This is a genomic window from Streptomyces sp. NPDC006691 (genome assembly GCF_042869955.1).
Lineage (GTDB): Bacteria > Actinomycetota > Actinomycetes > Streptomycetales > Streptomycetaceae > Streptomyces.
Window position 1 is genome coordinate 64,776 of record NZ_JBIAGW010000010.1, and the last position, 22,732, is coordinate 87,507.

Here is a 22,732-nt window from a genome sequence, read left to right on the forward strand (position 1 = left end):
TCGGCGACGGCGGCGACGACAACGGCTACGACGACGGCGATGCCGCCCCACCCGGCAGGGCATCCACGCCCACCCGCATGTCCGACGCCGGGGCCGACGCCGGGGCCGACGCCGGGGCCGCCGACGCCGGGGCCGCTGCCCCAAGGCCCGCCGCCTCCGCCGACAGGCGTGCCTGACCCGCCGCCCCTGGGCAGGCCGCCTCCGCCCCCTCCGCCGGCAGGCTCCGCATCAGCCCCCAGTACCCCACCGCCGTCACCGTCCCCAGGACCGCGCACGTCCCCCACAGCCACCCGGCCCCGAAGTGGTCGATGACGTAACCCGACAGGAGCGGGGCGACCAGCGCCGCCACCGACCAGGACATCGTGTAGACGCCCTGGTAGCGGCCCCGGCCGTGGGTGGGGGAGAGGCGGACCACCAGGCCCGTCTGCGTGGGGGCGTTGACGATTTCTGCCAGGGTCCAGACGCAGATCGTCAGGGCGTACACCGCGACCGAACCGGCGAACGCCGTCAGGCCGAAGCCGTAGCCGGCGAGCAGCGCCGAGACGACCAGCAGGCGGCGCGGATCGCGGTGCTGGATGTAGCGGGTGACGGGGATCTGGACCGCCACGATCAGGATGCCGTTCACCGCGATGGCCAGACCGAAGTCCGCGCTGGAGAACCCGTCCGTGCCCATCGCGACCGGCAGCCCCACGTAACCCTGCTGGAAGATGAGGGAGATGAGGAAGGACAGGCCGACCACTCCCATGAAGCGGCCGTCGCGCAGCACCGTACCGATGCCGATCTGAGGCTCCGTCACCTTCTCCTCGGCCGTGCGTTGCGGGCGCGACTCGGGCAGCTTGAGGAACACCACGATCGCGCAGACCAGGGTCAATGACGCCTCGCCGAGGAAGCCGGCCAGGTAGCTGTACTGCGCGATGAACCCCGCCGCCATCGACGAGACGGCGAACCCCAGGTTGATCGCCCAGTAGTTGAGGGAGAACGCCCGCACCCGGTCCTCGGGCCGCACGATGTCCGCCATCATCGCCTGCACCGCGGGCCGTGACGCGTTGCTCGCCATCCCGACGAGGAAGGCCACGCCCGCGATCGCCGCCGGGTCCGTCATGAAGCCGAGCAGCGCGACGGAGAAGGCCGTCGCCGTCTGGGCGATGACGAGGGTGGGCCGGCGGCCGAGGCGGTCGGTCATGATGCCGCCGCCGATCGAGGAGACGACCCCGCCGAGCCCGTGCAGCGAGGCCACAAGTCCCGCGTACGAGGCCGAATAGCCCCGGTCCAGGGTGAGGTAGAGCGCCATGAAAGTGGCGACGAAGGCCCCGAGCCGGTTGATCAGCGTGCTGGTCCACAGCCACCAGAATTCTCGGGGCAGCCCCGAGACGGTCTCTCGTGCGGCGCGTCTCAGACTGGCGACGGACATACGGCTTCCCCCGGAACTGTGGCCTGCTGCTGTGGGTGGCGCAACCCTGCTGCTGTAAGTGGTGCAACGGATGCCCGCACGTTACAAGTGGCCCGGTTCCGGGGGCCAGTGAATTGACGGCGTCCGTCAATCGAGACGGGCCCGGGACCTTGGTCCCTGCGCGCGCGAGGGCCCCGGAACGTCGATTAGGCTCGGACGCATGGCCGACGCACCGTACAAGCTGATCCTGCTCCGCCACGGCGAGAGCGAGTGGAACGAGAAGAACCTGTTCACCGGGTGGGTGGACGTCAACCTCACGCCGAAGGGCGAGAAGGAGGCGGCGCGCGGCGGTGAGCTGCTCAAGGACGCCGGCCTGCTCCCCGACGTGCTGCACACCTCCCTCCAGAAGCGTGCCATCCGCACCGCCCAGCTCGCGCTGGAGTCCGCGGACCGCCACTGGATCCCGGTGCACCGCAGCTGGCGCCTGAACGAGCGCCACTACGGCGCGCTCCAGGGCAAGGACAAGGCGCAGACGCTCGCCGAGTTCGGCGAGGAGCAGTTCATGCTGTGGCGCCGCTCGTACGACACCCCGCCGCCCGCCCTTGAGGACGGCACGGAGTTCTCGCAGAGCGACGACGCCCGTTACGCGACGATCCCGCCGGAGCTGCGCCCGCAGACCGAGTGCCTCAAGGACGTCGTCACGCGCATGCTGCCGTACTGGTACGACGGCATCGTCCCGGACCTGCTGGACGGCAAGACCGTCCTGGTCGCCGCCCACGGCAACTCGCTGCGCGCGCTCGTCAAGCACCTCGACGGCATCTCCGACGCCGACATCGCGGGCCTGAACATCCCGACCGGCATCCCGCTGGTGTACGAGCTCGACGCCGACTTCAAGCCGGTCAAGCCGGGCGGCACCTACCTGGACCCGGACGCGGCCGCCGCCGCGATCGAGGCGGTCAAGAACCAGGGCAAGAAGAAGTAGCCCCGGCCCGAGTCCGTTGCCGAGCCCCCTGCCGCCGTTCGACCGGTGACGGGGGGCTCGCGGGTTTCCGGGCCGCGCTCGGCTCCCGGTCACGTTCTGTCATGGCCTCGGCACCCTCCGGTCGCCGTATTCCGACTCCGTGGATAGCCTCGAAAGGTGCATTTCGCCCGAAGTGGTGAACTGCGTTTCACCTGGGGGAGTCCGCCAAGACGGGAGTCCAGATCGTGAACACCACCCTGCGCAACCGCTGTGTCCGTACCTTCGCCGCCGGTGCGCTGTCCGCCGCCCTGCTGACCGCCGGGGCCGCCGGCACCTTCGCCTCGGCCGCCGCCAGCCCCAAGCCGAGCCCGTCCGCGTCCAAGACGACCGGCTCGATCACCGTGAAGGCGTCGTCCACGTCGGTGAAGGCCGGCGACAAGGTGACCTTCACGGGCCGCACCAAGGGCCTGCCCATAGGCACCAAGGTCGTGCTCCAGCACAAGAAGGGCAACAAGTGGACGACCCTCCAGGCCAGCACCGTGGTCAAGCAGGGCAGCAGCTACTCCCTCGACGCCAAGCTCAACGACAAGGGCAAGCAGGATCTGCGGATCAAGTACGACGAGGTCGTCTCGCCGACGGTCACCGTCACCGTGAAGTGACCCCGGCCCCGCCTCCGCCCTCACCTCTGCCCTCGCGGTAAGCAGTAAGCGGTGAGAGCGGTGAGCGGTGAGCGGTGAGCCGTTAGCCGTGAAGGGCCCCGCCCGAAACCGGGCGGGGCCCTTCGACTGCCGGTCCCCGTGGTTCAGCCGCCGCACTGGCAGGGCGCGCCCGACTGGCAGCCGCAGCCGCAGCCGGAGCCGCAGCCGCACGCGCCGATCAGGGGAAGCCGGACCACTTCGACAGGTGTGACGGGTGTTTCCTGACGTGGTTCGGTCGTGGGTGAATCGGCCATGGGTCCCTCCCGGGGGTAGGCAGCCGCAACGAGCCTTCGCCCATTGCATGCCCACTGGGGCGGGCGCATCAACGGCGCATGTGCGCAAGCTTGTTGGGAGGACCCCAGCGGCCGACCGGAGGCCGCAGGCCGCAGGCCGGAGGCCGGAGGCTGGAGGTCGGAGGCCGGAGGTCAGGCCCCTTCGACCTGTGCGGGCGGCTGGAGGTCGTCGGCGTGCTCGCCGGTGACCAGGTAGACCACGCGCTTGGCGACCGACACCGCGTGGTCCGCGAAACGCTCGTAGTAGCGGCCGAGCAGCGTCACGTCGACCGCCGTCTCGATGCCGTGCTTCCAGCGGTCGTCCATCAGGTGCTGGAACAGCGTGCGGTGCAGCAGGTCCATCTCGTCGTCGTCCTGCTCCAGTTGGAGGGCCAGGTCGACGTCCTTGGTGATGATGACCTCGGCCGCCTTGGCCATCAGGCGCTGGGCGAGCTGGCCCATCTCCAGGATGGTGGCGTGCAGGTCGTGCGGTACGGCACGCTCCGGGTAGCGCAGCCGGGTCAGCTTCGCCACGTGCTGGGCGAGGTCGCCCGAGCGCTCCAGGTCGGCGCTCATGCGCAGGGAGGTCACGACGATCCGCAGATCGGTGGCGACCGGCTGCTGGCGGGCCAGCAGGGCTATCGCGCGGGCCTCCAGATCGTGCTGGAGGTCGTCGACCTTCTGGTCGGCCGCGATCACGCTCTCGGCGAGCTTGAGGTCGGCGTCGAGCATGGCCGTGGTGGCGCGCCCGATCGCCGACCCGACAAGGCGGGCCATTTCGACCAGGCCCTCGCCGATCGAGTCCAGTTCCTCGTGGTACGCGTCCCGCATGGGTGTCCCTCTCTACAACGGTCTCCGGGGGGCCGGGGGTGCCTGTGACCCCCACGCTCCCACGTTCCGTCCAGTACGCGTCCGATTCGGCCACAGGAAGTGAACCGTCCCTATCACCTCGGTGAACTCTGGGCGACGAACGTTCGAGCGGCCACCCATTTGGCTGGGAGAGTGTCGGTGGCGCCGCATAACCTGGGTGCATGGACGTGAACGCGGCGGTCGCCGCATTGGCAGCGATCGCCGGGGTGTGCACTGGCGTGATCGCCATGCTGGCGTTCCGCTGGAGCGAGCGCGACCAGGCGCGGCCCACGCGGACATCCCTGCACACCGACGCCGTACTGCCCCCGGGCGTGGACACGGTCCTCTCCGTGCTGCGCTCCTCCGCCGTCGTCCTCGACGAGAGCGACTCGGTGGTCAAGGCCAGCTCGGCGGCCTACGCGCTGGGCCTGGTCAGGGGCGGCAAGCTGGCCGTCGAGCCCATGCTGCACATGGCCCGCGACACCCGGCGCGACGGCGAGATACGGCAGGTCGAGCTCGACCTGCCCCGGCGCGGCACCGGCCGCGGCGAGGCCCTCGCGGTCTCCGCCCGGGTCGCCCCGCTCGGCTCCCGGCTCGTGCTGCTCCTGGTGGAGGACCTCACCGAGGCCCGCCGCATCGAAGCCGTACGGCGTGACTTCGTGGCCAACGTCAGCCATGAGCTCAAGACCCCGACCGGGGCGCTCTCGCTGCTCTCCGAGGCCGTCATGGACGCCTCGGACGACCCCGAGGCGGTCACCCGCTTCGCCGGCCGGATGCAGATCGAGGCGACCCGGCTCACCAACCTGGTCCAGGAGCTCATCGACCTCTCCCGGGTCCAGAACGACGATCCCCTGGAGGACGCCGAGCCGGTCCGCGTCGACGAACTCGTCGCCGAGGCCATAGACCGCTCCCGGCACACCGCGTCCACCAAGCAGATCACCATGGCCGCGGGCGGCACCGCCGACCTGTACGTGTGGGGCAACCGCGGCCAGCTCGCCGCGGCCCTCGGCAACCTGGTCGAGAACGCGGTGAACTACTCGCCGGCCAGGACCCGGGTCGGCATCGCCGGGCGGCGCATCGCCGCGCCCGGTGGGGACCTGATCGAGATCGCCGTGACCGACCAGGGCATCGGCATCTCGGAGAAGGACCGCGAGCGCATCTTCGAGCGCTTCTACCGGGTGGACCCGGCCCGCTCCCGCGCCACCGGAGGTACCGGCCTGGGCCTCGCCATCGTCAAGCACGTGGCCGCCTCGCACGGCGGGGAGGTCACGGTGTGGAGCTCCGAGGGACAGGGCTCCACCTTCACCCTGCGGCTGCCGGAAGCCGGCGCCGTACGCGACCGCGCCTCGGCCGGGCGCGGTCCGGTCACGGTCGACGAGGACGACGACGTCCCGTACGAGACCTTCAGTTCCGCTGTGCCTCATTCACCAGCCATAGTTCCTGCCCCGGAGGTCCTTCCGTGACCCGAGTGCTCGTCGTCGAGGATGAGGAATCCTTCAGCGACGCCCTGTCCTACATGCTCCGCAAGGAGGGCTTCGAGGTCGCGGTGGCGGCCACCGGGCCCGACGGCCTCGACGAGTTCGAGCGCAACGGCGCCGACCTGGTCCTGCTCGACCTGATGCTCCCCGGCCTGCCCGGCACCGAGGTCTGCCGTCAGCTGCGCGGCCGCTCCAACGTCCCGGTCATCATGGTGACGGCGAAGGACAGCGAGATCGACAAGGTCGTGGGCCTGGAAATAGGAGCCGACGACTACGTCACCAAGCCGTTCTCCTCGCGCGAGCTGGTCGCCCGCATCCGCGCGGTGCTGCGCCGCCGCGGCGAGCCCGAGGAGGTCACCCCGGCCGCCCTGGAGGCGGGCCCGGTCCGCATGGACGTCGACCGGCACGTGGTCACCGTCTCCGGCGGCAAGGTCGACCTCCCGCTGAAGGAGTTCGACCTTCTGGAGATGCTCCTTCGCAACGCGGGCCGCGTGCTGACCCGTATGCAGCTCATCGACCGGGTGTGGGGCGCGGACTACGTCGGCGACACCAAGACGCTCGACGTCCACGTCAAGCGCCTGCGCGCCAAGATCGAGCCGGACCCGGGCGCCCCGCGCTACCTGGTCACGGTCCGCGGCCTCGGCTACAAGTTCGAGCCGTAGGCCGACGGCCGGACCAGGACATGAAGGAGGGCGGCCCCGGATCGAATCCGGGGCCGCCCTCCTTCTGCTGCCTGTGACGTGCCGTCTACGACTGGCTGCCTACGACAGGGTCAGTGATCGGTGCCGGTGCTGGCGCCCGTGGTGTGCGAGGGCGAGCCGGAGCCGGCGGGCTTGCCGCTGCTGCCCGCGTTCGGGTTGGCCGAGTTGGACGGCGTACCCGAGGGGCTGCCGGAGGCCTTGCCCGACGGCTCGCCCGAGGGGGTCTCCTTGGGCTTGGGGAGCTCGCTGGGGCCGACACCCTCGAAGTAGCTGGTCGCCGGGACCACGAAGGCGTCCAGGCTCACCGCGCCGGCCTTGCTGAACTGGAAGGTGACCTTCTGCGCGTCGCCGTTCTTGGCGGCCTCGCGGCCGTTGTCGACGACGGCGGAGGCGTTGTTCTTGCCGCCGAGGACGACCGAGCCGTGGCCGGGAATGGTGATCGCGCCGGTGCCCTTGGCGGGGGAGAGCTTGACCGCGGTGCTGCCGATCTGGACGGAGTCCAGGGTCTGCGGGTCGGTGCCGTTGTTGAACAGCGTCGCCGCGACGACGGCCGGGCCTTCGGCGTCGGCCTTCGGCTGGGTGACGACCGTAGCGTTCTGGATCTTGATTTCGCCGACGGTGACATAGGCGTTGTCCGCCTTGACCCCGAGCGTCTGGGCCTTGTTGCCCGCCGCGCAGGCGGAGAGGGAGGCGAGCGAGAACGCGATGGCAGAAGCGGCGAGGGCGCCGCGTCGAAGGCTGCGGCTCACGGCGGCGGCAACTCCTTGGACGTACGAGACGGACTGCTTCGGACGGACTGCGGGTCAGCCGGCCGCGTACCTAAGGGCCGGCTAAGGGTGTGTCAGCGGGCCTAGATTACCGAGCCGTCCCACGCGCCCCGCACCCGACCCGCCCCTACCGGCGACGGGCCCGGAGAAGTCGGGTGGATCATCGGCCGATCTCCGGTGGACGCCCTGCTGATCTCGCGCTTTCGTACGCCGTTCACATATCGGCGAGTGATCAATTCCCCGGCCCGCCACGCATTCCTTACCGAAAATCCACCGAGGCGGTCCGACCCGGCCGTTCGTTGATCAATTCCGGAAAGAATCCCGCACGGCCGAACGGGTGAACGGGCGCCGAACGGAGTAGATGAAGTTCACCGCCCGGACCCGGCAAACCGGGACGTTCGGCCTCCTGGAGGCCCTTCCGGGGGTGGGGAACGCACGCGTTTCGCTGCCCCTTCGCAGCCGCTCCGACCTGCGAATACCGCCTTCCCCGCGCCCCGCGCAGCACGTTCCTGTTGCTGTTGTCAAGCCCCGAGATATGCCCTGACCTGCGAAAACGCCATTCAGAAGAAGCAGTTTCCGTGTTACCCTGGATAGCCACGGAAGGGGTACCTGTCACATGACGTTCAAGGTTGGCGACACCGTGGTCTATCCCCATCACGGGGCCGCGCTGATCGAGGCCATCGAAACTCGTCAGATCAAAGGCGTGGACAAGACCTACTTGGTGCTCAAGGTCGCCCAGGGCGACTTGACTGTGCGCGTGCCCGCGGACAACGCGGAGTTCGTCGGCGTTCGCGATGTAGTTGGTCAGGACGGGCTGGACCGGGTCTTCGAGGTGCTGCGCGCGCCGTACGCGGAGGAGCCCACGAACTGGTCCCGTCGTTACAAGGCAAACCTTGAGAAGCTCGCCTCCGGCGATGTCATCAAGGTCGCCGAAGTAGTGCGTGACCTGTGGCGTCGTGAGCGCGAGCGCGGACTGTCCGCAGGTGAGAAGCGCATGCTCGCCAAGGCGCGCCAGATCCTGGTGAGCGAGCTGGCCCTCGCGGAAAACACCAACGAAGACAAGGCCGAGGCCCTTCTCGACGAGGTTCTCGCGTCCTGACGCCGTAGGGCCCGTCCGCTGGACAGGCCCTTGTTCCGGGGCCGCCGCCCTGGAATGCCCGGCTTTGCCGCGGTGCCCGCTGACCAGCAGTGAACATTGCTGTGTCGCCGGGCGCTGCGGCATGTTCGTATGCCCTCGCCGCGGGCGCCCGCACCCCATCCCCATGTCCCGGTCAACCTCATGCCCCGGTCGCCCTCGGTGCTCGCACTGTGTGTGCCGGACCCGGGCGGCCTGCCTGACCGGTCGTCACGGAAGGGCCGGTCAGGGCGTCGCGCCCGGCACTCCCCCAGGCTCCAGGAGCAGGGGGTACTCCCAGGCCACTACCCATGTCGTTTGAGGACACAAACCTTGTCTGACGAATCGCGCCCTTTCCGCACCGCCGCGGTCATTCCAGCGGCCGGACGCGGTGTGCGGCTCGGCCCGGGCGCCCCCAAGGCGCTCCGCGCGCTGAACGGCACTCCCATGCTCGTGCACGCCGTCCGGGCGATGGCCGCGTCGCGGTCCGTCTCGCTCGTCGTCGTGGTCGCCCCGCCGGACGGCGCGACCGAGGTGAAGAACCTCCTCGCCGAGCACGCCCTGCCGGACCGCACCGACTTCCTCGTGGTGCCCGGCGGCGAGAGCCGCCAGGAGTCCGTGAAGCTCGGCCTCGACGCGCTGCCGCCCGGCTTCGATGTCGTCCTGGTCCATGACGCGGCCCGCCCGCTGGTCCCCGTCGACACGGTCGACGCGGTCATCGAGGCGGTCCGCGACGGCGCCCCCGCCGTGGTGCCCGCCCTCCCGCTCGCCGATACGGTCAAGCAGGTCGAGCCGCGCACCGACGGCTCGCCGGAGCCGGTCGTGGCCACCCCCGAGCGAAGCCGGCTGCGCGCGGTGCAGACCCCGCAGGGCTTCGACCACGCCACGCTCGTGCGCGCCCACGAGAGCGTCACCGAGAACGTCACGGACGACGCGAGCATGATCGAGCAGCTGGGTCTGCCCGTCGTGGTGGTGCCCGGGCACGAAGAGGCGTTCAAGGTGACCCGCCCCCTCGATCTCGTACTCGCCGAGGCCGTACTCGCACGACGGAGGGCCAACGATGGCTTCTGAGACCCCGGCCGGCGCCGCTGCCGACGCCCCTGCTGCCGCCCCCCTGACCCCGCCGCTCCCGCTGGTCGGGATCGGCACCGACGTCCACGCCTTCGAGCGCGGCCGCGAGCTGTGGTGCGCGGGGCTGCTGTGGGAGGGCGAGGAGTACGGCCTGGCCGGGCACTCCGACGGCGATGTCGCCGCCCACGCCGCCTGCGACGCGATCTTCTCGGCGGCCGGCGTCGGCGACCTCGGCGCCCACTTCGGCACCGACCGCCCCGAGTGGTCCGGCGCGTCGGGCGTGCGCCTGCTCGCCGAGGCGGCCCGGATCGTGCGGGCCGAGGGCTACGAGATCGGGAACATCGCGGTGCAGGTCATCGGCGTACGCCCCAAGATCGGCAAGCGGCGCGAGGAGGCGCGGAAGGCGCTGTCGGCCGCCGCCGGGGCCCCCGTGTCGGTGTCCGGCACCACCACGGACGGGCTCGGTCTGACCGGCCGGGCCGAGGGGCTCGCGGCGATCGCCACGGCGATGGTGTACCGGTTGCCGTAGAAACGCGGCGGTCTGGGGTAGGAGAGGAGGCGACGATTCCGACCTCCTCCGGAAGGACCCGCACGTGTCCGTTCAGCTCAGCGACGACCTCAAGGCACTCCTCGACACCCCCGTCTTCGTCAACATCGCCACCATCCAGCCCGACGGAAGCCCCCAGGTGTCCCCGGTCTGGGTGAAGCGCGACGGCGACGACGTACTGATCTCGACGACCGTGGACCGGCGCAAGGAGAAGAACCTGCGCCGGGACCCCCGCGTCACCGTCCTCGTCCAGCCCTTCGACGCCCCGTACACGTACGCCGAGATCCGGGGCACCGCCGAGCTCACCACCGAGGGCGGCCAGGAGCTGATCGACGACCTCGCGATGAAGTACGTGGGCAAGAAGTACCGGGAATTCAACCCGGACTCGGTGCACGACGCCGAGCGGGTGGTCGTCCGGATCACCCCGCGCAAGATCGTCGGAAGCCTCTGAGACCCAACAGTCGCCAAATTGTGTGCCCCGAGGCCCGGAAAGGGTCGCGGGGCACTGGTATTGGGCCACTACCCTGGTGTGGTGACCATTCGCCTGTACGACACCAGCGCCCGGCAGATTCGTGATTTCGTCCCGCTCACGCAGGGCTGTGTCTCGATCTACCTCTGTGGCGCCACCGTCCAGGCGGCCCCGCACATCGGCCACATCCGCTCGGGGCTCAACTTCGACATCATGCGCCGCTGGTTCGAGTACCGCGGCTACGACGTCACGTTCATCCGCAACGTCACGGACATCGACGACAAGATCATCAAGAAGTCGGCCGAGCAGGGCCGCCCCTGGTGGTCGATCGGGTACGAGAACGAGCGCGCGTTCAACGACGGCTACACCGCGCTCGGCTGCCTCGCGCCCACCTACGAGCCGCGCGCGACCGGCCACATCACCGAGATGGTCGAGATGATGCGCGGCCTCATCGAGCGCGGCCACGCCTACGAGGCGGACGGCAGCGTCTACTTCGACGTGCGGTCCTTCCCCGAGTACCTGGCGCTGTCCAACCAGGACATCGACGAGCTGCGCCAGCCCGCCGAGGACGGCATCACCGGCAAGCGCGACCCGCGCGACTTCGCGATGTGGAAGGCCTCCAAGCCGGGCGAGCCCGACTGGGAGACCCCGTGGGGGCGCGGCCGGCCCGGCTGGCACCTGGAGTGCTCGGCGATGGCCCACAAGTACCTGGGCTCCGCCTTCGACATCCACGGCGGCGGCCTCGACCTGATCTTCCCGCACCACGAGAACGAGATCGCCCAGGCCAAGGCCTTCGGTGACGAGTTCGCCAGGTACTGGGTGCACAACGCCTGGGTGACGATGTCCGGCGAGAAGATGTCGAAGTCGCTCGGCAACAGCGTGCTGGTCTCCGAGATGGTCAAGCAGTGGCGCCCGATCGTCCTGCGCTACTACCTGGGCACCCCGCACTACCGGTCGATGATCGAGTACAGCGAGGAGGCCCTGCGCGAGGCCGAGTCGGCGTTCGCGCGCATCGAGGGCTTCATCCAGCGCGTGGTGGAGAAGGCGGGGGGCGTCGTCGAGCCCGCCGCTCAGGTGCCGCTCGCGTTCGCCGAGGCGATGGACGACGACCTGGGCGTGCCCCAGGCCCTCGCGATCGTCCACACCACGGTGCGCCAGGGCAACAGCGCACTGGCCGCCGACGACAAGGAAGCCGCGACCGCGCGCCTCGCCGAGGTCCGCGCCATGCTGGGCGTCCTCGGCCTGGACCCGCTGGACGCGCACTGGGCCGGCGAGACCGACCGGGGCGAGGACCTGCACGGGGCGGTCGACACCCTCGTACGCCTGGTCCTGGAGCAGCGCGAGGCCGCCCGCTCCCGCAAGGACTGGGCGACCGCGGACGCGATCCGCGACCAGCTGACCCAGTCCGGCCTGGTGATCGAGGACAGCCCCAGCGGCCCCCGCTGGACCCTCGGTCCGCGCTGAGCGGCAGCCTGATGTGCCGCCCGGGCGATCGGGCGGCACACTTCATATACGTACGTACACGATCTGCATCCGCATGTGGATCGCGGATTCACTGAGGAAATAGGTAGGTCATGGCCGGGAACAGCCAGCGCAGGAACCGCCGCACGTCCAACAAGAAGGGCGCTACGGTCGGCAGCGGTGGCCAGCGGCGCAAGGGCCTGGAAGGCCGGGGCCCGACGCCGCCCGCCGAGCAGCGCAAGAAGCACAAGAAGAACCGCATCGCGACCGCCAAGGCCAAGCAGGCCGCGACCCGCCGCCCCGCGCCCCGGCGCGGCGGCGCCAAGGGCACGTCCGAGATGGTCGTGGGCCGCAACCCGGTCTTCGAGGCGCTGCGCGACGGTGTCCCGGCGAGCACGCTCTACGTCCAGCAGTACATCGACAACGACGAGCGGGTCCGCGAGGCCCTCCAGCTCGCCGGCGAGCGCGGCAACATCAACCTGATGGAGGCCCCGCGCGTCGAGCTCGACCGCATGACCAACGGGCTCAACCACCAGGGTCTCGTCCTCCAGGTCCCGCCGTACGAGTACGCGGACCCGCAGGACCTGACCGCCCTCGCGTACGACAACGGCGAGGACCCGCTGATCGTCGCGCTCGACGGCGTGACCGACCCGCGCAACCTGGGTGCCATCGTCCGGTCCACCTCCGCCTTCGGCGGCCACGGCGTGGTCGTGCCCGAGCGGCGCGCGGCCGGCATGACGGCGGGTGCCTGGAAGTCGTCCGCGGGCACCGCGGCGCGTACGCCGGTCTCCCGCGTCACCAACCTGACGCGCGCCCTTGAGGCCTACAAGAAGGAAGGCCTCACGATCGTCGGTCTCGCGGCCGACGGCGAGCACACGGTCGAGGACCTGGAGCAGATCGGCGGGCCCGTCGTCATCGTGATCGGCAGCGAGGGCAAGGGACTTGGCCGACTCGTCGGCGAGACCTGCGACTACCGCGTGCGGATCTCGATGCCGGGTGGCGCCGAGTCCCTCAACGCCGGTGTGGCGGCGGGCATCGTGCTCTACGAGGCGGCCCGCCGACGCGCCTGAGCCGGGTGATCTTGACGGGTCTCGGACAGATTCGGACCCGTCAAGCAGTGTCCTAAACACCCGTCACTCGGTTAGATGAGTGTGGACACCAGAACGCCCCGGCCCGGGTTCGACGACCAGCCTGCCCTGAGCATGGCCAAGGTGGACTGCGACCCCGCGCAGGTCATCGTCAACCACGCGAGTTTCAGGGTGCAGCTTGCCCCCAAGTCGCTGCCGAAGCCCGTCATTTCGAGCACCGCGGTGCGCCGCAGGGCGCCCGTGGTGTGGAGCGGGAAGTCGGCGCCGGGGGCGAGCGGACTGCTCCAGGCGGTCCGCGCCACCTCCGTCGGCGGCGGTGGCGCGCGCTACGACACCGGCGCGACGCAGACCATCCCGCGCATCTCCGTCGACGACACGATGCCGACGCCGCTGGTCCCCGGACCCGGCGCCGGGCCGGAGACCGCGCTACTCCCGCAGATGCGCACGCCGTACGGTCAACAGCCCTATGCCCAGGGCGAGTTCGAGGACTTCGACGAGCTCGACGGCGGCGCCGACGACGGCTCGCCCGCCAAGCGGCGCGGCGCCGATCCGGTCCGGCACGCCTACTACCCCGGCCGCCGGATGAACCTCGGCGTCGTGCTGCTCCCGCTGCGCGTCTTCCTCGGCTTCATCTCCGTCTATGCCGGCATGGGCAAGCTGTGCGACCCCGTCTACTTCGACGGCGGCGAGCGCGGCTCGATGGTCAAGTGGCTGAATTCGCTGCACCCTTGGGCGCTCGCCGAGCCCCTGCGCGACTTCGCCCTCTCGCACCCCGTGGGTGCGGGTCTGACCGTCGCCTTCCTCCAAGTCGTCGTCGGCGTACTGACGATGCTCGGGCTGTGGCAGCGAGTGGCCGCCGTGTTCGGCGCGCTCCTGTCGGCGGCCCTGCTCGTCACGGTCAGCTGGCAGACCGTGCGCGCCTATGACGCGCCCGACATCATCTACCTCGCTGCCTGGTCCCCGCTGATCATCGCGGGCGCCCCGGTGTACTCCCTGGACGCCCGCCTGGCGGGCGAGGCCTGGCGCAAGCTCGGCCCGCGCTCCGAACTCTGGGAGCTGCGGCGGCGGGTGCTGCGCCGCGGCCTGGTCATGACGACCGTCGTCATCGGCCTCACCCTGACCACCGGCGCACTGCTCGGCGGCGCGGTCCGCTCCACCACCGTGGTGACCGTGCCGGGCCCCGACGACGACCCGACCAACTACCTGCCCGGCACCCCGCTGCCGAGCGAGACCGGCCCGGCGCTCGCGCCCCGGAACACCCCCAGGGCGGTCAAGCCCTCGCCCAAGGCGAAGAGTTCGGCGAGCCCGTCCCCGAAGGCGTCCAAGAAGCCGAAGGCGCACCAGACGGTCACGGCGGGCACCACCGGGCAGCCGAGCCACTCCGCCGGCACCGGCGGCCATGCCCCCTCCCACCACCGGGGCACCACGCCCCAGGCCCCGGCGGCACCCACCAGCGCGGGTCCGACGTCGTCGGGCGGTACGGGTTCCAGCGGTGGCGGCGGCACCAGCGGCGGAGGCGGCGGCGCCCGCAACCCGATCGGCGGCCTGCTGGGCTGACGCCCCCGACACACAGCAGGGGCCGGACACTTCACGTGTCCGGCCCCTGCGGCGTTCCCGTTCCGTCCGGTTGACGCGACGAACGCTCAACTCCCTTCGCCGGAAAGCTCCTTGGCGGCTTCGGTGAGGTCCTTGACGGTGTCGATGGCGCGCCAGTACGCGCCCTGCGGGAGCGGGAAGCCGGCCAGGCGGCGTTCGCGGGCGAGCCGGGGGAAGGTGGTCCGCTCGTGGTCGCCGACGTCCGGCAGCATCGCGGTGAAGGCCGCGGAGAAGACGTACACGCCCGCGTTGATGAGGTACGGCGAGGGCGGTGACTCGATGAAGTCGGTGATGTGGCCGAAGGCGTCGGTCTCGACGGCGCCCCACGGGATGCGGGGGCGGGCCAGGGCCAGCGTGGCGGTCGCGTCGCGCTCGCCGTGGAAGGAGGCCATCTCGCGGAGCGAGAAGCGCGTCCAGATGTCGCCGTTGGTGGCGTACCAGGGCCGGTCGTGGTGGGGCAGGGAGGCCGCCGCGTACTTGAGGCCGCCGCCCCGGCCCAGCGGCTCGTCCTCGACGACCGTGGTGACGCGCAGCGGCAGATCGGCCTTCGCCAGCCAGTCCTTCAGGACGTCGGCGAGGTGGCCGCAGGAGACCACGGCGTCAGTGACGCCCTCGGCGGCCAGCCAGGCGAGCTGATGGCCGATGATCGGGACCCCGGTGCCCGGGATCTCGACCATCGGCTTGGGGCGGTCGTCGGTGTAGGGCCGGAGCCGTGAGCCCTGGCCGCCCGCCAGAACCACGGCCTGAGTCGGAAAAGTCGCAGTCGTGCTCGCAGTCATGCGGTGAACGATAGGCGTCCCCGCAGCGGGACGTCACCGCTCCTGGGCCACGCCGGAGGCGAAGGAGGTGTCGCAGACGGGGCGGGAGAACGACTGGGCCTTCACGGGGCCGTAGTGCTCCACGGCGGCCCTGCCGAGCGCGCGGGCGATGGACATGCAGTGCTGGGCGAGTGAGGGACGGTGCTCGACCTCGCGCTGGAGGTGGGTCAGCGCGGTGCCGGGGTCCTTCTCCTGGAGTTCGGTCAGGAGCGCGTCGCGCAGCACGTCCTGCGGGGCACGGGACTTGGCGCGTACGGAGACGTTCTCCGAGGAGGCGGTCAGGATCTGCGATTCGTTTCCGGCCCAGTTGACCCGGGTGACCGCGAGCGTCCCGGAGAGGACGAGGACGACGGGCAGGACGAGGGCGAGAGTTCGGCCGATTCGGCGGGCTGTGTGCGTCACGGAGGCGAGCGTAGCGGGGAGTGATGATTTGGCGACATTTAGTCACTCCGTCGGGGGATGGTTCGACGTCGTTTTTCGAATGGCGTGTTGACGAACGCGATTCGAAATGACCGGCGTGCCGGGGTATTTGTCGACAACCGGCTGCGGCCCCGCACTCGCGTGCGGGGCCGCCACAACCGTAGACCCCCTGGTGGCGGCCGCCTCACGGTCTCAGTCTGTAAGGCGCTCGCCCGTAGAGGTGGAGAACACGTGGGTCTCACCCGGACGCGGGACGACGTGAAGCTGTGTGCCCTTGTCCGGCACCGCGCGGCCGTTGACGCGGACCACGAGGTCCTTGGTCTCGCCGCCGACCTCGGCGGAACCGTACACATAGCCGTCGGCGCCGAGTTCCTCGACGACGTTGACGGTGACGGCCAGACCGGCCGGCGCGTCCGCGGCCGCCTTGGTGAGGCCGGTCCCGGCGCCGCCGTTCTGCTCGACGATGTCGAAGTGCTCGGGGCGCACGCCGACGGTGACCGTACGGTCACCGCGGTCGGCGGCCGCGGCCAGCGCCTCACGGCTGACCGGCACCACGCTGTTGCCGAACTTCACACCGCCGTCGGTGATCGGCACCTCGACCAGGTTCATGGCGGGCGAACCGATGAAGCCGGCGACGAAGAGGTTGGCCGGTCGGTCGTACATGTTGCGCGGCGAGTCGATCTGCTGGAGCAGACCGTCCTTGAGGACGGCCACGCGGTCGCCCATCGTCATGGCCTCGACCTGGTCGTGCGTGACGTACACGGTGGTGATGCCGAGCCGGCGCTGGAGCGAGGCGATCTGCGTACGCGTCGAGACGCGGAGCTTGGCGTCGAGGTTGGAGAGCGGCTCGTCCATGAGGAAGACCTGCGGCTCACGCACGATGGCGCGGCCCATCGCGACGCGCTGGCGCTGACCACCGGAGAGCGCCTTCGGCTTGCGGTCCAGGTACTCGCTCAGGTCGAGGATCTTGGCCGCCTCCTCCACCTTCTTCCGGATCTCCGCCTTGTTCACGCCGGCGATCTTCAGGGCGAAGCCCATGTTGTCGGCGACGGTCATGTGCGGGTACAGCGCGTAGTTCTGGAACACCATCGCGATGTCCCGGTCCTTGGGCGGCAGGTGCGTGACGTCACGCTCGCCGATGCGGATCGCTCCGCCGTTGACGTCCTCCAGGCCCGCGAGCATGCGCAGGGAGGTGGACTTTCCGCAGCCGGAGGGACCGACGAGAACGAGGAACTCGCCGTCCTCGATCTCGATCTCAAGCCCGTCGACCGCGGGCTTGGTGGAGCCCGGGTAGATCCGGGTCGCCTTGTCGAACGTGACAGTGGCCATGACTGATGTGTCCCTTCACCGGCAGGAACGTGCCGGACGATCCGAGTAGAGGGAGAAGTGGTTTAGTCCACCTGGGTGGGCTGGGTCAGGACGCTACCCGGGGATGCCCGGCTTGTCAGCAGCCCGGCGCCCACCAAATTCCCGGCCGCACTCCCGCGAGCGTTGGTTACACTTCACGGGTTGCCTCCTTAGCTCAGCTGGCCAGAGCACCGCTCTTGTAAAGCGGGGGTCGTCGGTTCGAACCCGACAGGGGGCTCGTGGGCGAAGGGCCCCAGCCGGTCTCGGCTGGGGCCCTTCGGTGTCCGCCCCTGACGTCAGGCGGCTGGTCGTTCCCGGCTTGTTGCTCCGGGTGGTCGCTTCCGGGCCGGGCGACGGGCGAGCAGCCGGTCCATGTGGCTGATGGCCTCGCGCTGAGCGGCGTGGGTAGATGTCGAGAACGGCTCGACGAATCGCTCGCAGATCTCGTGCAGGTACCGTTACTCGATTGCGGACGGCCGCTGGCCGAGCGTCTCCGTTGGTCTCTGACGAGGGTCGCTGCCCTCCAGGGGCGCCTGGTGGGGGACCGCCAAGCGGTGACCGCGGCTTGTTGCTACGCGAAGAGTGGTCTGCAGGGCCTCGACCAAGGCCGTCGCCAAGCGCTCCAGCGTGGGCCGTTCAGTGTCCTCATCGCTGATCAGCTCCCGCCCGTGGGCTACCAGCTCGGCGGCTGTGTCCAGTTGGTGCGCTTCCACCTCGTCCGCCAAGCGGGACAGGTGGCTTGCGGGATCGTCCGTGCTCAGGAAGCACGGCTTGCCGTCCGGGCCTGGCCAGGGCAGGAGGCGGAGTTCGTCGTGGAGTGTCATCGTTCCGCCGGCCTTCCTGGCGTCGTGCGGTGGGTCGTGAAGAGAGCGTTGGCGCGGTCGCCGGGTAGGACGAGGTGGGCCGCTTCGGCTACGCGGCCCGTGATGTCGGTCGAGACCCGCGTGATCGCCAGGACGGCCAGTGTCGTGCTGAGGCGGAGGGTGGCAGCTTCACTCCGGGTCGGAAGGCGGGCGGCCACTGTCTCCTGAGTGTCGGCGAGTGCTGGGCGCACCTCGGCCAGGGCTGGCTTGACTGACCCCCAACAGGACACCTCCGCTTGCAGGTTGATCGGTGCCAGGTCGCGCGGGACGTAGACGCGGATCAGGCTGTGCGGCGATTCGCCCTCGTAGCCGACACAGAGGAGTTCGGTCAGCGGACTGTGTAGCGGCACCTTCAGGAGCGAGGCCAAGCCGCCTCGCGCCCGCGTCTTGGTCGCCCGCACCGTGACGCGGAGGGTCGCTCTCGGCACGTCCCGGTCGGTTGCCGTGTGGCCGCCGCCGACGTAGGTGAGCTGATGAAGGCGGCGGTGTACGAAGTTGCCCTTTCCGTGGACCTTCTCGATGAACCCTTCGCCCTGGAGAATCGCCAGAGCGTTGCGCAGGGTCGGTGTGCTGACCCCGTAGTGCGCTGCGAGCTGGGTTGCCCAGTTCTTCACGCGGACCCCTCGGCAGGCACGTCCCGGTCGGGCGGAGTGTGGCACGAGCACGTGCAGGCCTCGTAGATCACGGGGATGCCCCCCCGGTGCTGTCTGCGGTACTGCATGCGCACATTCGCCGTGCTGGCCGACCTGACAGGAGCCCGATCGGTATGGGGCTTCGGGAGTTCTCCGCGCGGTACGAGCCCGGAGACGTCGTGGCATCAGCGCACCTCTGCCGAGCGATACGGCGTCCTTGTCAGAGTGCGAACGACGGGCGGCACGGCATGCCGCCGAGCTCGTTGTTCGGGCGCCAATAGATATAGGCGGACGAGGGCTGTCTCCTCTCCGCGCAACACCCCGGTGCGCTTCTGCGGCCGCCGGGGAATGCGAGCCGCCCTGCGATCGCTACCGGCCCGTTGATCGGCCTTTACACAAAGGGCAGTTGAGGGGTGCTGGCGTTGTCTGCACCGCCTTTCTGTGAGCCGCGCGCGGATCTGCGAGGCCGCGCGGCGGATGTGGTTGAACACGATGGTGCTCCTCTCGCTGGTGGCCACTCCCGGGGAGTGGTCCGGCGCCCGGGCAGGCCTGTGTACGGCGGGCGGCTCCGTAACGTGCGGCCGTTCCGGCTGGTGGCCGGAAATCCGGCTCGGTCGGCCTTGACGACCACGCCTGAGGCAACATCTCTAGACAACTCCAGAATGGAGCTCCTGTCTAGAGATGTCAATGTGGATGTCTGGAGGTGTTCAGCGGGCGAGATCGCGGTCACACGCACAGAGCGAGCGCCCAAGCCATGGCCTAGGCTGTCTAGAGAAGAGAGGAAGGCTCCGGACATGGTCAACACCGACGAGGACCGTCGGCCGAAGTACCAGCGGATCGCGGACTCGCTGCGCGATGCGATCCAGTCGGGCGAGTACGGTCCCGGTGATCGACTTCCGGGGGAGAACGAGCTGATGGCCGCGCACAGCGTGGCGCGCATGACGGCTCGACAGGCGTTGAGCGTGCTCCGCGACGAAGGCATCGCCGAGGCCCGCAAGGGCGCAGGCGTGTTCGTCCGGTCCTTCCGCCCTCTCAGACGCCGGGGAATCCAGCGACTTGCCCAGGAGCAGTGGGGCAACGGTCGCTCCATCTGGTCCGTTGACACCGGAGAGCGTGCGCTCGAAGTTGATCAGGTGGCTGTCTCGGAGGAGCCGGTTCCTGCCCGTATCGGTGCCGTCCTGGAGTTGGATGAAGGCGAGGCCGTATGCGTCCGGCGGCGACGCTTCGTCCTGGACGGGAAGCCTGTGCTGCTGGCCACGAGCTACCTGCCGATGTCGGTGGTGGCCGGGTCCGCAATCACCCAGGCGGACACGGGGCCGGGCGGTACTTACGCCAGGCTCGCCGAACTCGGTCGTAAGCCCGTGCACTTCCGCGAAGAGATCCGCTCTCGGATGCCGTCGAAGGATGAGGCGGCGCGGTTGAGCATGGCGTCCGGCACGCCGGTCGTGCTCATCTGCCGCACGGCTTTCGCTGGGGAGGGGCAGCCGGTCGAGGTCAATGAGATGACTCTCGACGCGGCCTCGTACGTCTTGGAGTACGACTTCGATGCCTGATCGGGCAGACCCAGTTCGAGCCCGCCGGGCCACCCCGTAGACCAGAGGCGCCAACGCTGTCCCGTGGCGGGTCCTCCGTTAAGGTGCGGCCATGATCGACAAGGCCCCGGGCTGCACCGAGTGCAGTGAAGACATGAAGTCCGGGGGTTCGTCTTCTGTCTGCGGGAGGATGACGGGCTGCGGGTCTGCCGGTCGCTCTGGAAGTGTCCAGGTCGGCATCTTTGGTGGAGGTGGGCCGACCGGCTGGACGATCCCTGGGAGGTCTGTCCCCTGCCGCAGTTGTTTCGCTGACGTCGACGCGGGCGGCCGGTCGAGTCCTGTTGAGGCGCGAGTGTGCGCTGATCCGGCCGGATCCTGGACAATTGGCCGTAGTTACGGGGTGCGGGGAGAGGGGCAGTCAGCGCATGAGCCGGCGTTCCAGTGGGCTTGTCGGGGTCTGGGCCGAGGCGCAGCGGCAGCAGCAGCGGCAGCGGGAGGCGCAGCAGCGGGCTGTGGTGCAGCAGCAACGGCAGCAGCGGGCGTACGAGCGGGATCTCGCGCGGATGCAGCGCGAGCAGCAGGCGGCGTACCGGCAGGGGCGGGAGGCCGACGCCCGGCTGCGTACGGAGGAACTGGAGCAGCAAGTCGCCGCGCTGGGTGGGCTGTTGGCTGCGGGGTGCCGGGCCGAGCCCTTCCGGGTGGCGGCGCTGACTCGGGTGGAGGCGGTCGCGCCCTTCGAGCCCGGCTCGCTCGCGCAGCCGGTGCCCATGCCCGACCCGGCGCACTACCAGGCTCAGGGCGGCTGGACGGCGGGGCGGCGGGCGCAGGCTCAGCAGGAGGCGCAGGCCAGGTACCAGCACGACTGGCAGGCCGCGCAGGCCGCGGAGGCGCATCGGGTGCGGCAGCTCGCGGAGTACCGGGCGCAGTACGACGCGTGGGCGGCCGGACAGCTCGCGGAGGTTCGCGCGCACAACGCGGGGCTGGCTCAGCTGGTGGATGCGCTGAGGGCCGGCGAACCGGGCGCTGCGGTCGACTACTTCTCGGCCGCGCTGTACGCGTCGGGCGCCTGGCCGGAGGGGTTTCCGCGTCAGGTGGCCGCCGCCTTCGACCGGGGTGCGCGTCAACTCGTACTCGACTGGGAGTTGCCCCCGATCGACGTCGTGCCCGAGGTCAAGTCCGTTCGGTACGTGGCCAGTTCGGATCAGGAGAAGGAGACCGCCCGGCCCGTCACGCAGCGGCGTGCGCTCTACCGGGACGCGCTCGCGCAGTGTGTGCTGCTCGTGCTGCGCGATCTGTTCGCGGCCGATGAGTTCGGGGTGCTCGAATCGGTTGTCCTCAATGGGTTCGTTGATGACGTCGATCCTGCTACCGGGCGGCGTGCGGAGATCTTTCTCGCGGCGGTGAGCGTGCAGCGCGCCGCGTTCGCGCCGCTCAACCTCGGGCAGGTCAGCGCGGTGGACTGCCTGGTGGAGGCATTGCGCGGGCAGCTGTCGGCGCGGCCCGACCAGCGTGCGGCGGTACGTCCCGGGCGGCGGCCCGCCGACGTGGGTACGGGGGTCGTGTCGCACGGGGGCGGCGAGGAACCGGACCTGTTCACGATGGACCCCATCGAGTTCGAGGGGCTCGTCGCCGAGCTGTTCCGCGCGCGGGGGATGCAGGCGCTCACCACGCAGCGCTCCAACGACGGCGGGGTGGACGTCGAAGCGCTCGATCCGGACCCCATCAGCGGCGGCCGCATCATCGTGCAGGTCAAGCGCTACCGCAATACGGTGCCGCCGACCGCGGTGCGGGACCTGTACGGGACGGTGCAGGGGGCCGGGGCCAACAAGGGTGTCCTGGTGACGACTTCGGGGTTCGGGCCGGGGTCGTACGGGTTCGCCGAGGGCAAGCCGCTGACGTTGGTGTCGGGGGCGGAGCTGGTGGATCTGCTGCACCAGCACGGGTTGCGGGGGCGGCTCGGCGAGGGGGCCCCGGCCGGTCCCGGTGCCGCGGGGGCGGCCGGCGTTCCGGGCCCCCGGGCCGCGCGGGACGCGACCGTGCTGGATGTGCCGGTGCCGGGCGGGACTGTGCCGGACGCGGGCGCGGCGGGCGAGGTCGGGGACTTCAACCTCCTTGGCATGGTGTGGGCCGGGGCGGTCGCGGTCGATGTGTGTGCGCTGGTGTGTGCCGGGGCGCGGGTGCTGTCCGAGGATCAGTTCGTGTTCTTCAACAACCCTTCCAACCCGGGGAGTTCGGTGCGGATGGTGCCGGGGGTGGGAGGTGACCGGGCCGCGGTTCGGGTCGCCTTCGACGCGCTGCCCGAGGGGGCGGACCGGTTGGTCCTGGTCGCCGCCGTCGACCCCGAGGCCGCTCCGGGCGGGGATCTGGCGGGGTTCACCTCGGCGGCGATCTGTCTGCGGGACGCGGGTGGGGTTGAGCTGGATCGGTTGCCCGTTGCGGACGGGCGGCCGGGGGAGACGGCGCTGGTGCTGGGGTCGTTTCGGCGGCGGGGTGGGGGTGACTGGGACTTCGTCCCGGGTGGGAAGGGGTATCGGGGTGGGTTGGCGGAGTTGGTGGGGGAGTACGGGGTGGTTGTGGCGTAGGGGGCCTTCCCCACCCCGCCCCTTCCCTAGACCCTCCGGGGGTGAGAGTGGGGGCTGGGCTCGACTTCTGGGGCTG

General features: G+C 70.3%; 20 protein-coding genes and 1 tRNA gene. 14 read left to right on the forward strand and 7 right to left on the reverse strand.

The annotated features are described in order from the left end of the window. Window positions 1-25 precede the first annotated feature (25 nt). Window positions 26-1,411, reverse strand: coding sequence for an MDR family MFS transporter (locus ACFYNP_RS22255; RefSeq protein ID WP_388787488.1), 1,386 nt, complete (start codon window positions 1,409-1,411; stop codon window positions 26-28). A 199-nt stretch (window positions 1,412-1,610) separates the two neighbouring features. Between ACFYNP_RS22255 and ACFYNP_RS22260 the strand changes: the two genes are divergently transcribed. Both ACFYNP_RS22260 and ACFYNP_RS22265 read left to right on the forward strand, forming a co-directional pair. Further along, window positions 1,611-2,372 carry a phosphoglyceromutase gene (locus ACFYNP_RS22260; RefSeq protein ID WP_362727630.1) on the forward strand — a complete coding sequence of 254 codons (762 nt, stop codon included), beginning with the start codon at window positions 1,611-1,613 and terminating at the stop codon, window positions 2,370-2,372. Between the two features lie 224 nt (window positions 2,373-2,596). Next, a complete protein-coding gene (locus ACFYNP_RS22265) occupies window positions 2,597-3,010 on the forward strand; it encodes a hypothetical protein (protein ID WP_388416764.1) in 414 nt (137 codons plus the stop codon). Window positions 3,011-3,474: 464 nt separating this feature from the next. Here ACFYNP_RS22265 and phoU read toward each other — a convergent pair whose 3' ends face one another. Then, window positions 3,475-4,152 carry a phosphate signaling complex protein PhoU gene (phoU, locus tag ACFYNP_RS22270; RefSeq protein WP_100577791.1) on the reverse strand — a complete coding sequence of 226 codons (678 nt, stop codon included), beginning with the start codon at window positions 4,150-4,152 and terminating at the stop codon, window positions 3,475-3,477. Window positions 4,153-4,352: 200 nt separating this feature from the next. Between phoU and ACFYNP_RS22275 the strand changes: the two genes are divergently transcribed. Next, window positions 4,353-5,633, forward strand: coding sequence for a sensor histidine kinase (locus tag ACFYNP_RS22275; RefSeq protein ID WP_388416761.1), 1,281 nt, complete (start codon window positions 4,353-4,355; stop codon window positions 5,631-5,633). Beyond that, complete coding sequence (locus ACFYNP_RS22280; RefSeq protein ID WP_017242433.1) at window positions 5,630-6,310, forward strand: response regulator transcription factor; 681 nt, start codon at window positions 5,630-5,632, stop codon at window positions 6,308-6,310. Before ACFYNP_RS22275 ends, ACFYNP_RS22280 begins: the two co-directional genes overlap by 4 nt. A gap of 110 nt (window positions 6,311-6,420) precedes the next feature. Here the strand turns inward: ACFYNP_RS22280 and ACFYNP_RS22285 are convergent, their stop codons facing one another. Continuing rightward, window positions 6,421-7,098 (reverse strand): DUF461 domain-containing protein, encoded by a 678-nt coding sequence (locus ACFYNP_RS22285; protein WP_388787491.1) that lies wholly within the window; start codon window positions 7,096-7,098, stop codon window positions 6,421-6,423. Between the two features lie 634 nt (window positions 7,099-7,732). Here ACFYNP_RS22285 and ACFYNP_RS22290 point away from each other — a divergent pair. From ACFYNP_RS22290 to ACFYNP_RS22320, 7 genes are all read left to right on the forward strand, one after another. Next, window positions 7,733-8,215, forward strand: coding sequence for a CarD family transcriptional regulator (locus ACFYNP_RS22290; RefSeq protein WP_003953493.1), 483 nt, complete (start codon window positions 7,733-7,735; stop codon window positions 8,213-8,215). Between the two features lie 348 nt (window positions 8,216-8,563). Then, window positions 8,564-9,301, forward strand: coding sequence for a 2-C-methyl-D-erythritol 4-phosphate cytidylyltransferase (gene ispD / locus ACFYNP_RS22295; RefSeq protein ID WP_388416755.1), 738 nt, complete (start codon window positions 8,564-8,566; stop codon window positions 9,299-9,301). Then, window positions 9,291-9,830: a 2-C-methyl-D-erythritol 2,4-cyclodiphosphate synthase gene (ispF, locus tag ACFYNP_RS22300; protein WP_388787494.1), complete on the forward strand. Its 540-nt coding sequence runs from the start codon at window positions 9,291-9,293 to the stop codon at window positions 9,828-9,830. Before ispD ends, ispF begins: the two co-directional genes overlap by 11 nt. Before the next feature lie 64 nt (window positions 9,831-9,894). Further along, entirely contained in the window at window positions 9,895-10,299 is a 405-nt protein-coding gene (locus tag ACFYNP_RS22305; protein WP_388416749.1) for a PPOX class F420-dependent oxidoreductase, read from the forward strand. 81 nt (window positions 10,300-10,380) lie between these two features. After that, on the forward strand, window positions 10,381-11,781 hold the full coding sequence (gene cysS / locus ACFYNP_RS22310) for a cysteine--tRNA ligase (RefSeq protein ID WP_388787497.1): 1,401 nt from the start codon (window positions 10,381-10,383) through the stop codon (window positions 11,779-11,781). Window positions 11,782-11,891: 110 nt separating this feature from the next. After that, window positions 11,892-12,848, forward strand: coding sequence for a 23S rRNA (guanosine(2251)-2'-O)-methyltransferase RlmB (gene rlmB, locus ACFYNP_RS22315; RefSeq protein ID WP_388416743.1), 957 nt, complete (start codon window positions 11,892-11,894; stop codon window positions 12,846-12,848). Between the two features lie 75 nt (window positions 12,849-12,923). Continuing rightward, complete coding sequence (locus ACFYNP_RS22320; protein WP_388416740.1) at window positions 12,924-14,423, forward strand: DoxX family protein; 1,500 nt, start codon at window positions 12,924-12,926, stop codon at window positions 14,421-14,423. A gap of 86 nt (window positions 14,424-14,509) precedes the next feature. Here the strand turns inward: ACFYNP_RS22320 and ACFYNP_RS22325 are convergent, their stop codons facing one another. From ACFYNP_RS22325 to ACFYNP_RS22335, 3 genes are all read right to left on the reverse strand, one after another. Then, a complete protein-coding gene (locus tag ACFYNP_RS22325) occupies window positions 14,510-15,241 on the reverse strand; it encodes an NDP-sugar synthase (protein WP_388416737.1) in 732 nt (243 codons plus the stop codon). A 33-nt stretch (window positions 15,242-15,274) separates the two neighbouring features. Further along, entirely contained in the window at window positions 15,275-15,682 is a 408-nt protein-coding gene (locus ACFYNP_RS22330; RefSeq protein ID WP_100577781.1) for a hypothetical protein, read from the reverse strand. A 210-nt stretch (window positions 15,683-15,892) separates the two neighbouring features. Further along, window positions 15,893-17,029, reverse strand: a complete 1,137-nt coding sequence (locus tag ACFYNP_RS22335; RefSeq protein WP_100577780.1) for an ABC transporter ATP-binding protein — start codon at window positions 17,027-17,029, stop codon at window positions 15,893-15,895. A gap of 182 nt (window positions 17,030-17,211) precedes the next feature. Here ACFYNP_RS22335 and ACFYNP_RS22340 point away from each other — a divergent pair. Then, window positions 17,212-17,285: transfer RNA gene (locus ACFYNP_RS22340), tRNA-Thr, on the forward strand. A gap of 582 nt (window positions 17,286-17,867) precedes the next feature. Here the strand turns inward: ACFYNP_RS22340 and ACFYNP_RS22345 are convergent. Beyond that, window positions 17,868-18,524 carry a GntR family transcriptional regulator gene (locus ACFYNP_RS22345; RefSeq protein WP_388787500.1) on the reverse strand — a complete coding sequence of 219 codons (657 nt, stop codon included), beginning with the start codon at window positions 18,522-18,524 and terminating at the stop codon, window positions 17,868-17,870. Between the two features lie 812 nt (window positions 18,525-19,336). Here ACFYNP_RS22345 and ACFYNP_RS22350 point away from each other — a divergent pair. Both ACFYNP_RS22350 and ACFYNP_RS22355 read left to right on the forward strand, forming a co-directional pair. Beyond that, window positions 19,337-20,095, forward strand: coding sequence for a GntR family transcriptional regulator (locus tag ACFYNP_RS22350; protein WP_388787503.1), 759 nt, complete (start codon window positions 19,337-19,339; stop codon window positions 20,093-20,095). A gap of 404 nt (window positions 20,096-20,499) precedes the next feature. Then, on the forward strand, window positions 20,500-22,656 hold the full coding sequence (locus ACFYNP_RS22355; RefSeq protein ID WP_388787506.1) for a restriction endonuclease: 2,157 nt from the start codon (window positions 20,500-20,502) through the stop codon (window positions 22,654-22,656). Window positions 22,657-22,732: the final 76 nt, after the last annotated feature.

Coding starts and splice junctions, on each gene's coding strand:
- ACFYNP_RS22255 (WP_388787488.1), bottom strand. CDS start 1,411: ATGTCCGTCGCCAGTCTGAGACGCGCCGCACGAGAGACCGTCTCGGGG.
- ACFYNP_RS22260 (WP_362727630.1), top strand. CDS start 1,611: ATGGCCGACGCACCGTACAAGCTGATCCTGCTCCGCCACGGCGAGAGC.
- phoU (WP_100577791.1), bottom strand. CDS start 4,152: ATGCGGGACGCGTACCACGAGGAACTGGACTCGATCGGCGAGGGCCTG.
- ACFYNP_RS22275 (WP_388416761.1), top strand. CDS start 4,353: ATGGACGTGAACGCGGCGGTCGCCGCATTGGCAGCGATCGCCGGGGTG.
- ACFYNP_RS22290 (WP_003953493.1), top strand. CDS start 7,733: ATGACGTTCAAGGTTGGCGACACCGTGGTCTATCCCCATCACGGGGCC.
- ispF (WP_388787494.1), top strand. CDS start 9,291: ATGGCTTCTGAGACCCCGGCCGGCGCCGCTGCCGACGCCCCTGCTGCC.
- rlmB (WP_388416743.1), top strand. CDS start 11,892: ATGGCCGGGAACAGCCAGCGCAGGAACCGCCGCACGTCCAACAAGAAG.
- ACFYNP_RS22320 (WP_388416740.1), top strand. CDS start 12,924: ATGAGTGTGGACACCAGAACGCCCCGGCCCGGGTTCGACGACCAGCCT.
- ACFYNP_RS22325 (WP_388416737.1), bottom strand. CDS start 15,241: ATGACTGCGAGCACGACTGCGACTTTTCCGACTCAGGCCGTGGTTCTG.
- ACFYNP_RS22335 (WP_100577780.1), bottom strand. CDS start 17,029: ATGGCCACTGTCACGTTCGACAAGGCGACCCGGATCTACCCGGGCTCC.
- ACFYNP_RS22350 (WP_388787503.1), top strand. CDS start 19,337: ATGGTCAACACCGACGAGGACCGTCGGCCGAAGTACCAGCGGATCGCG.
- ACFYNP_RS22355 (WP_388787506.1), top strand. CDS start 20,500: ATGAGCCGGCGTTCCAGTGGGCTTGTCGGGGTCTGGGCCGAGGCGCAG.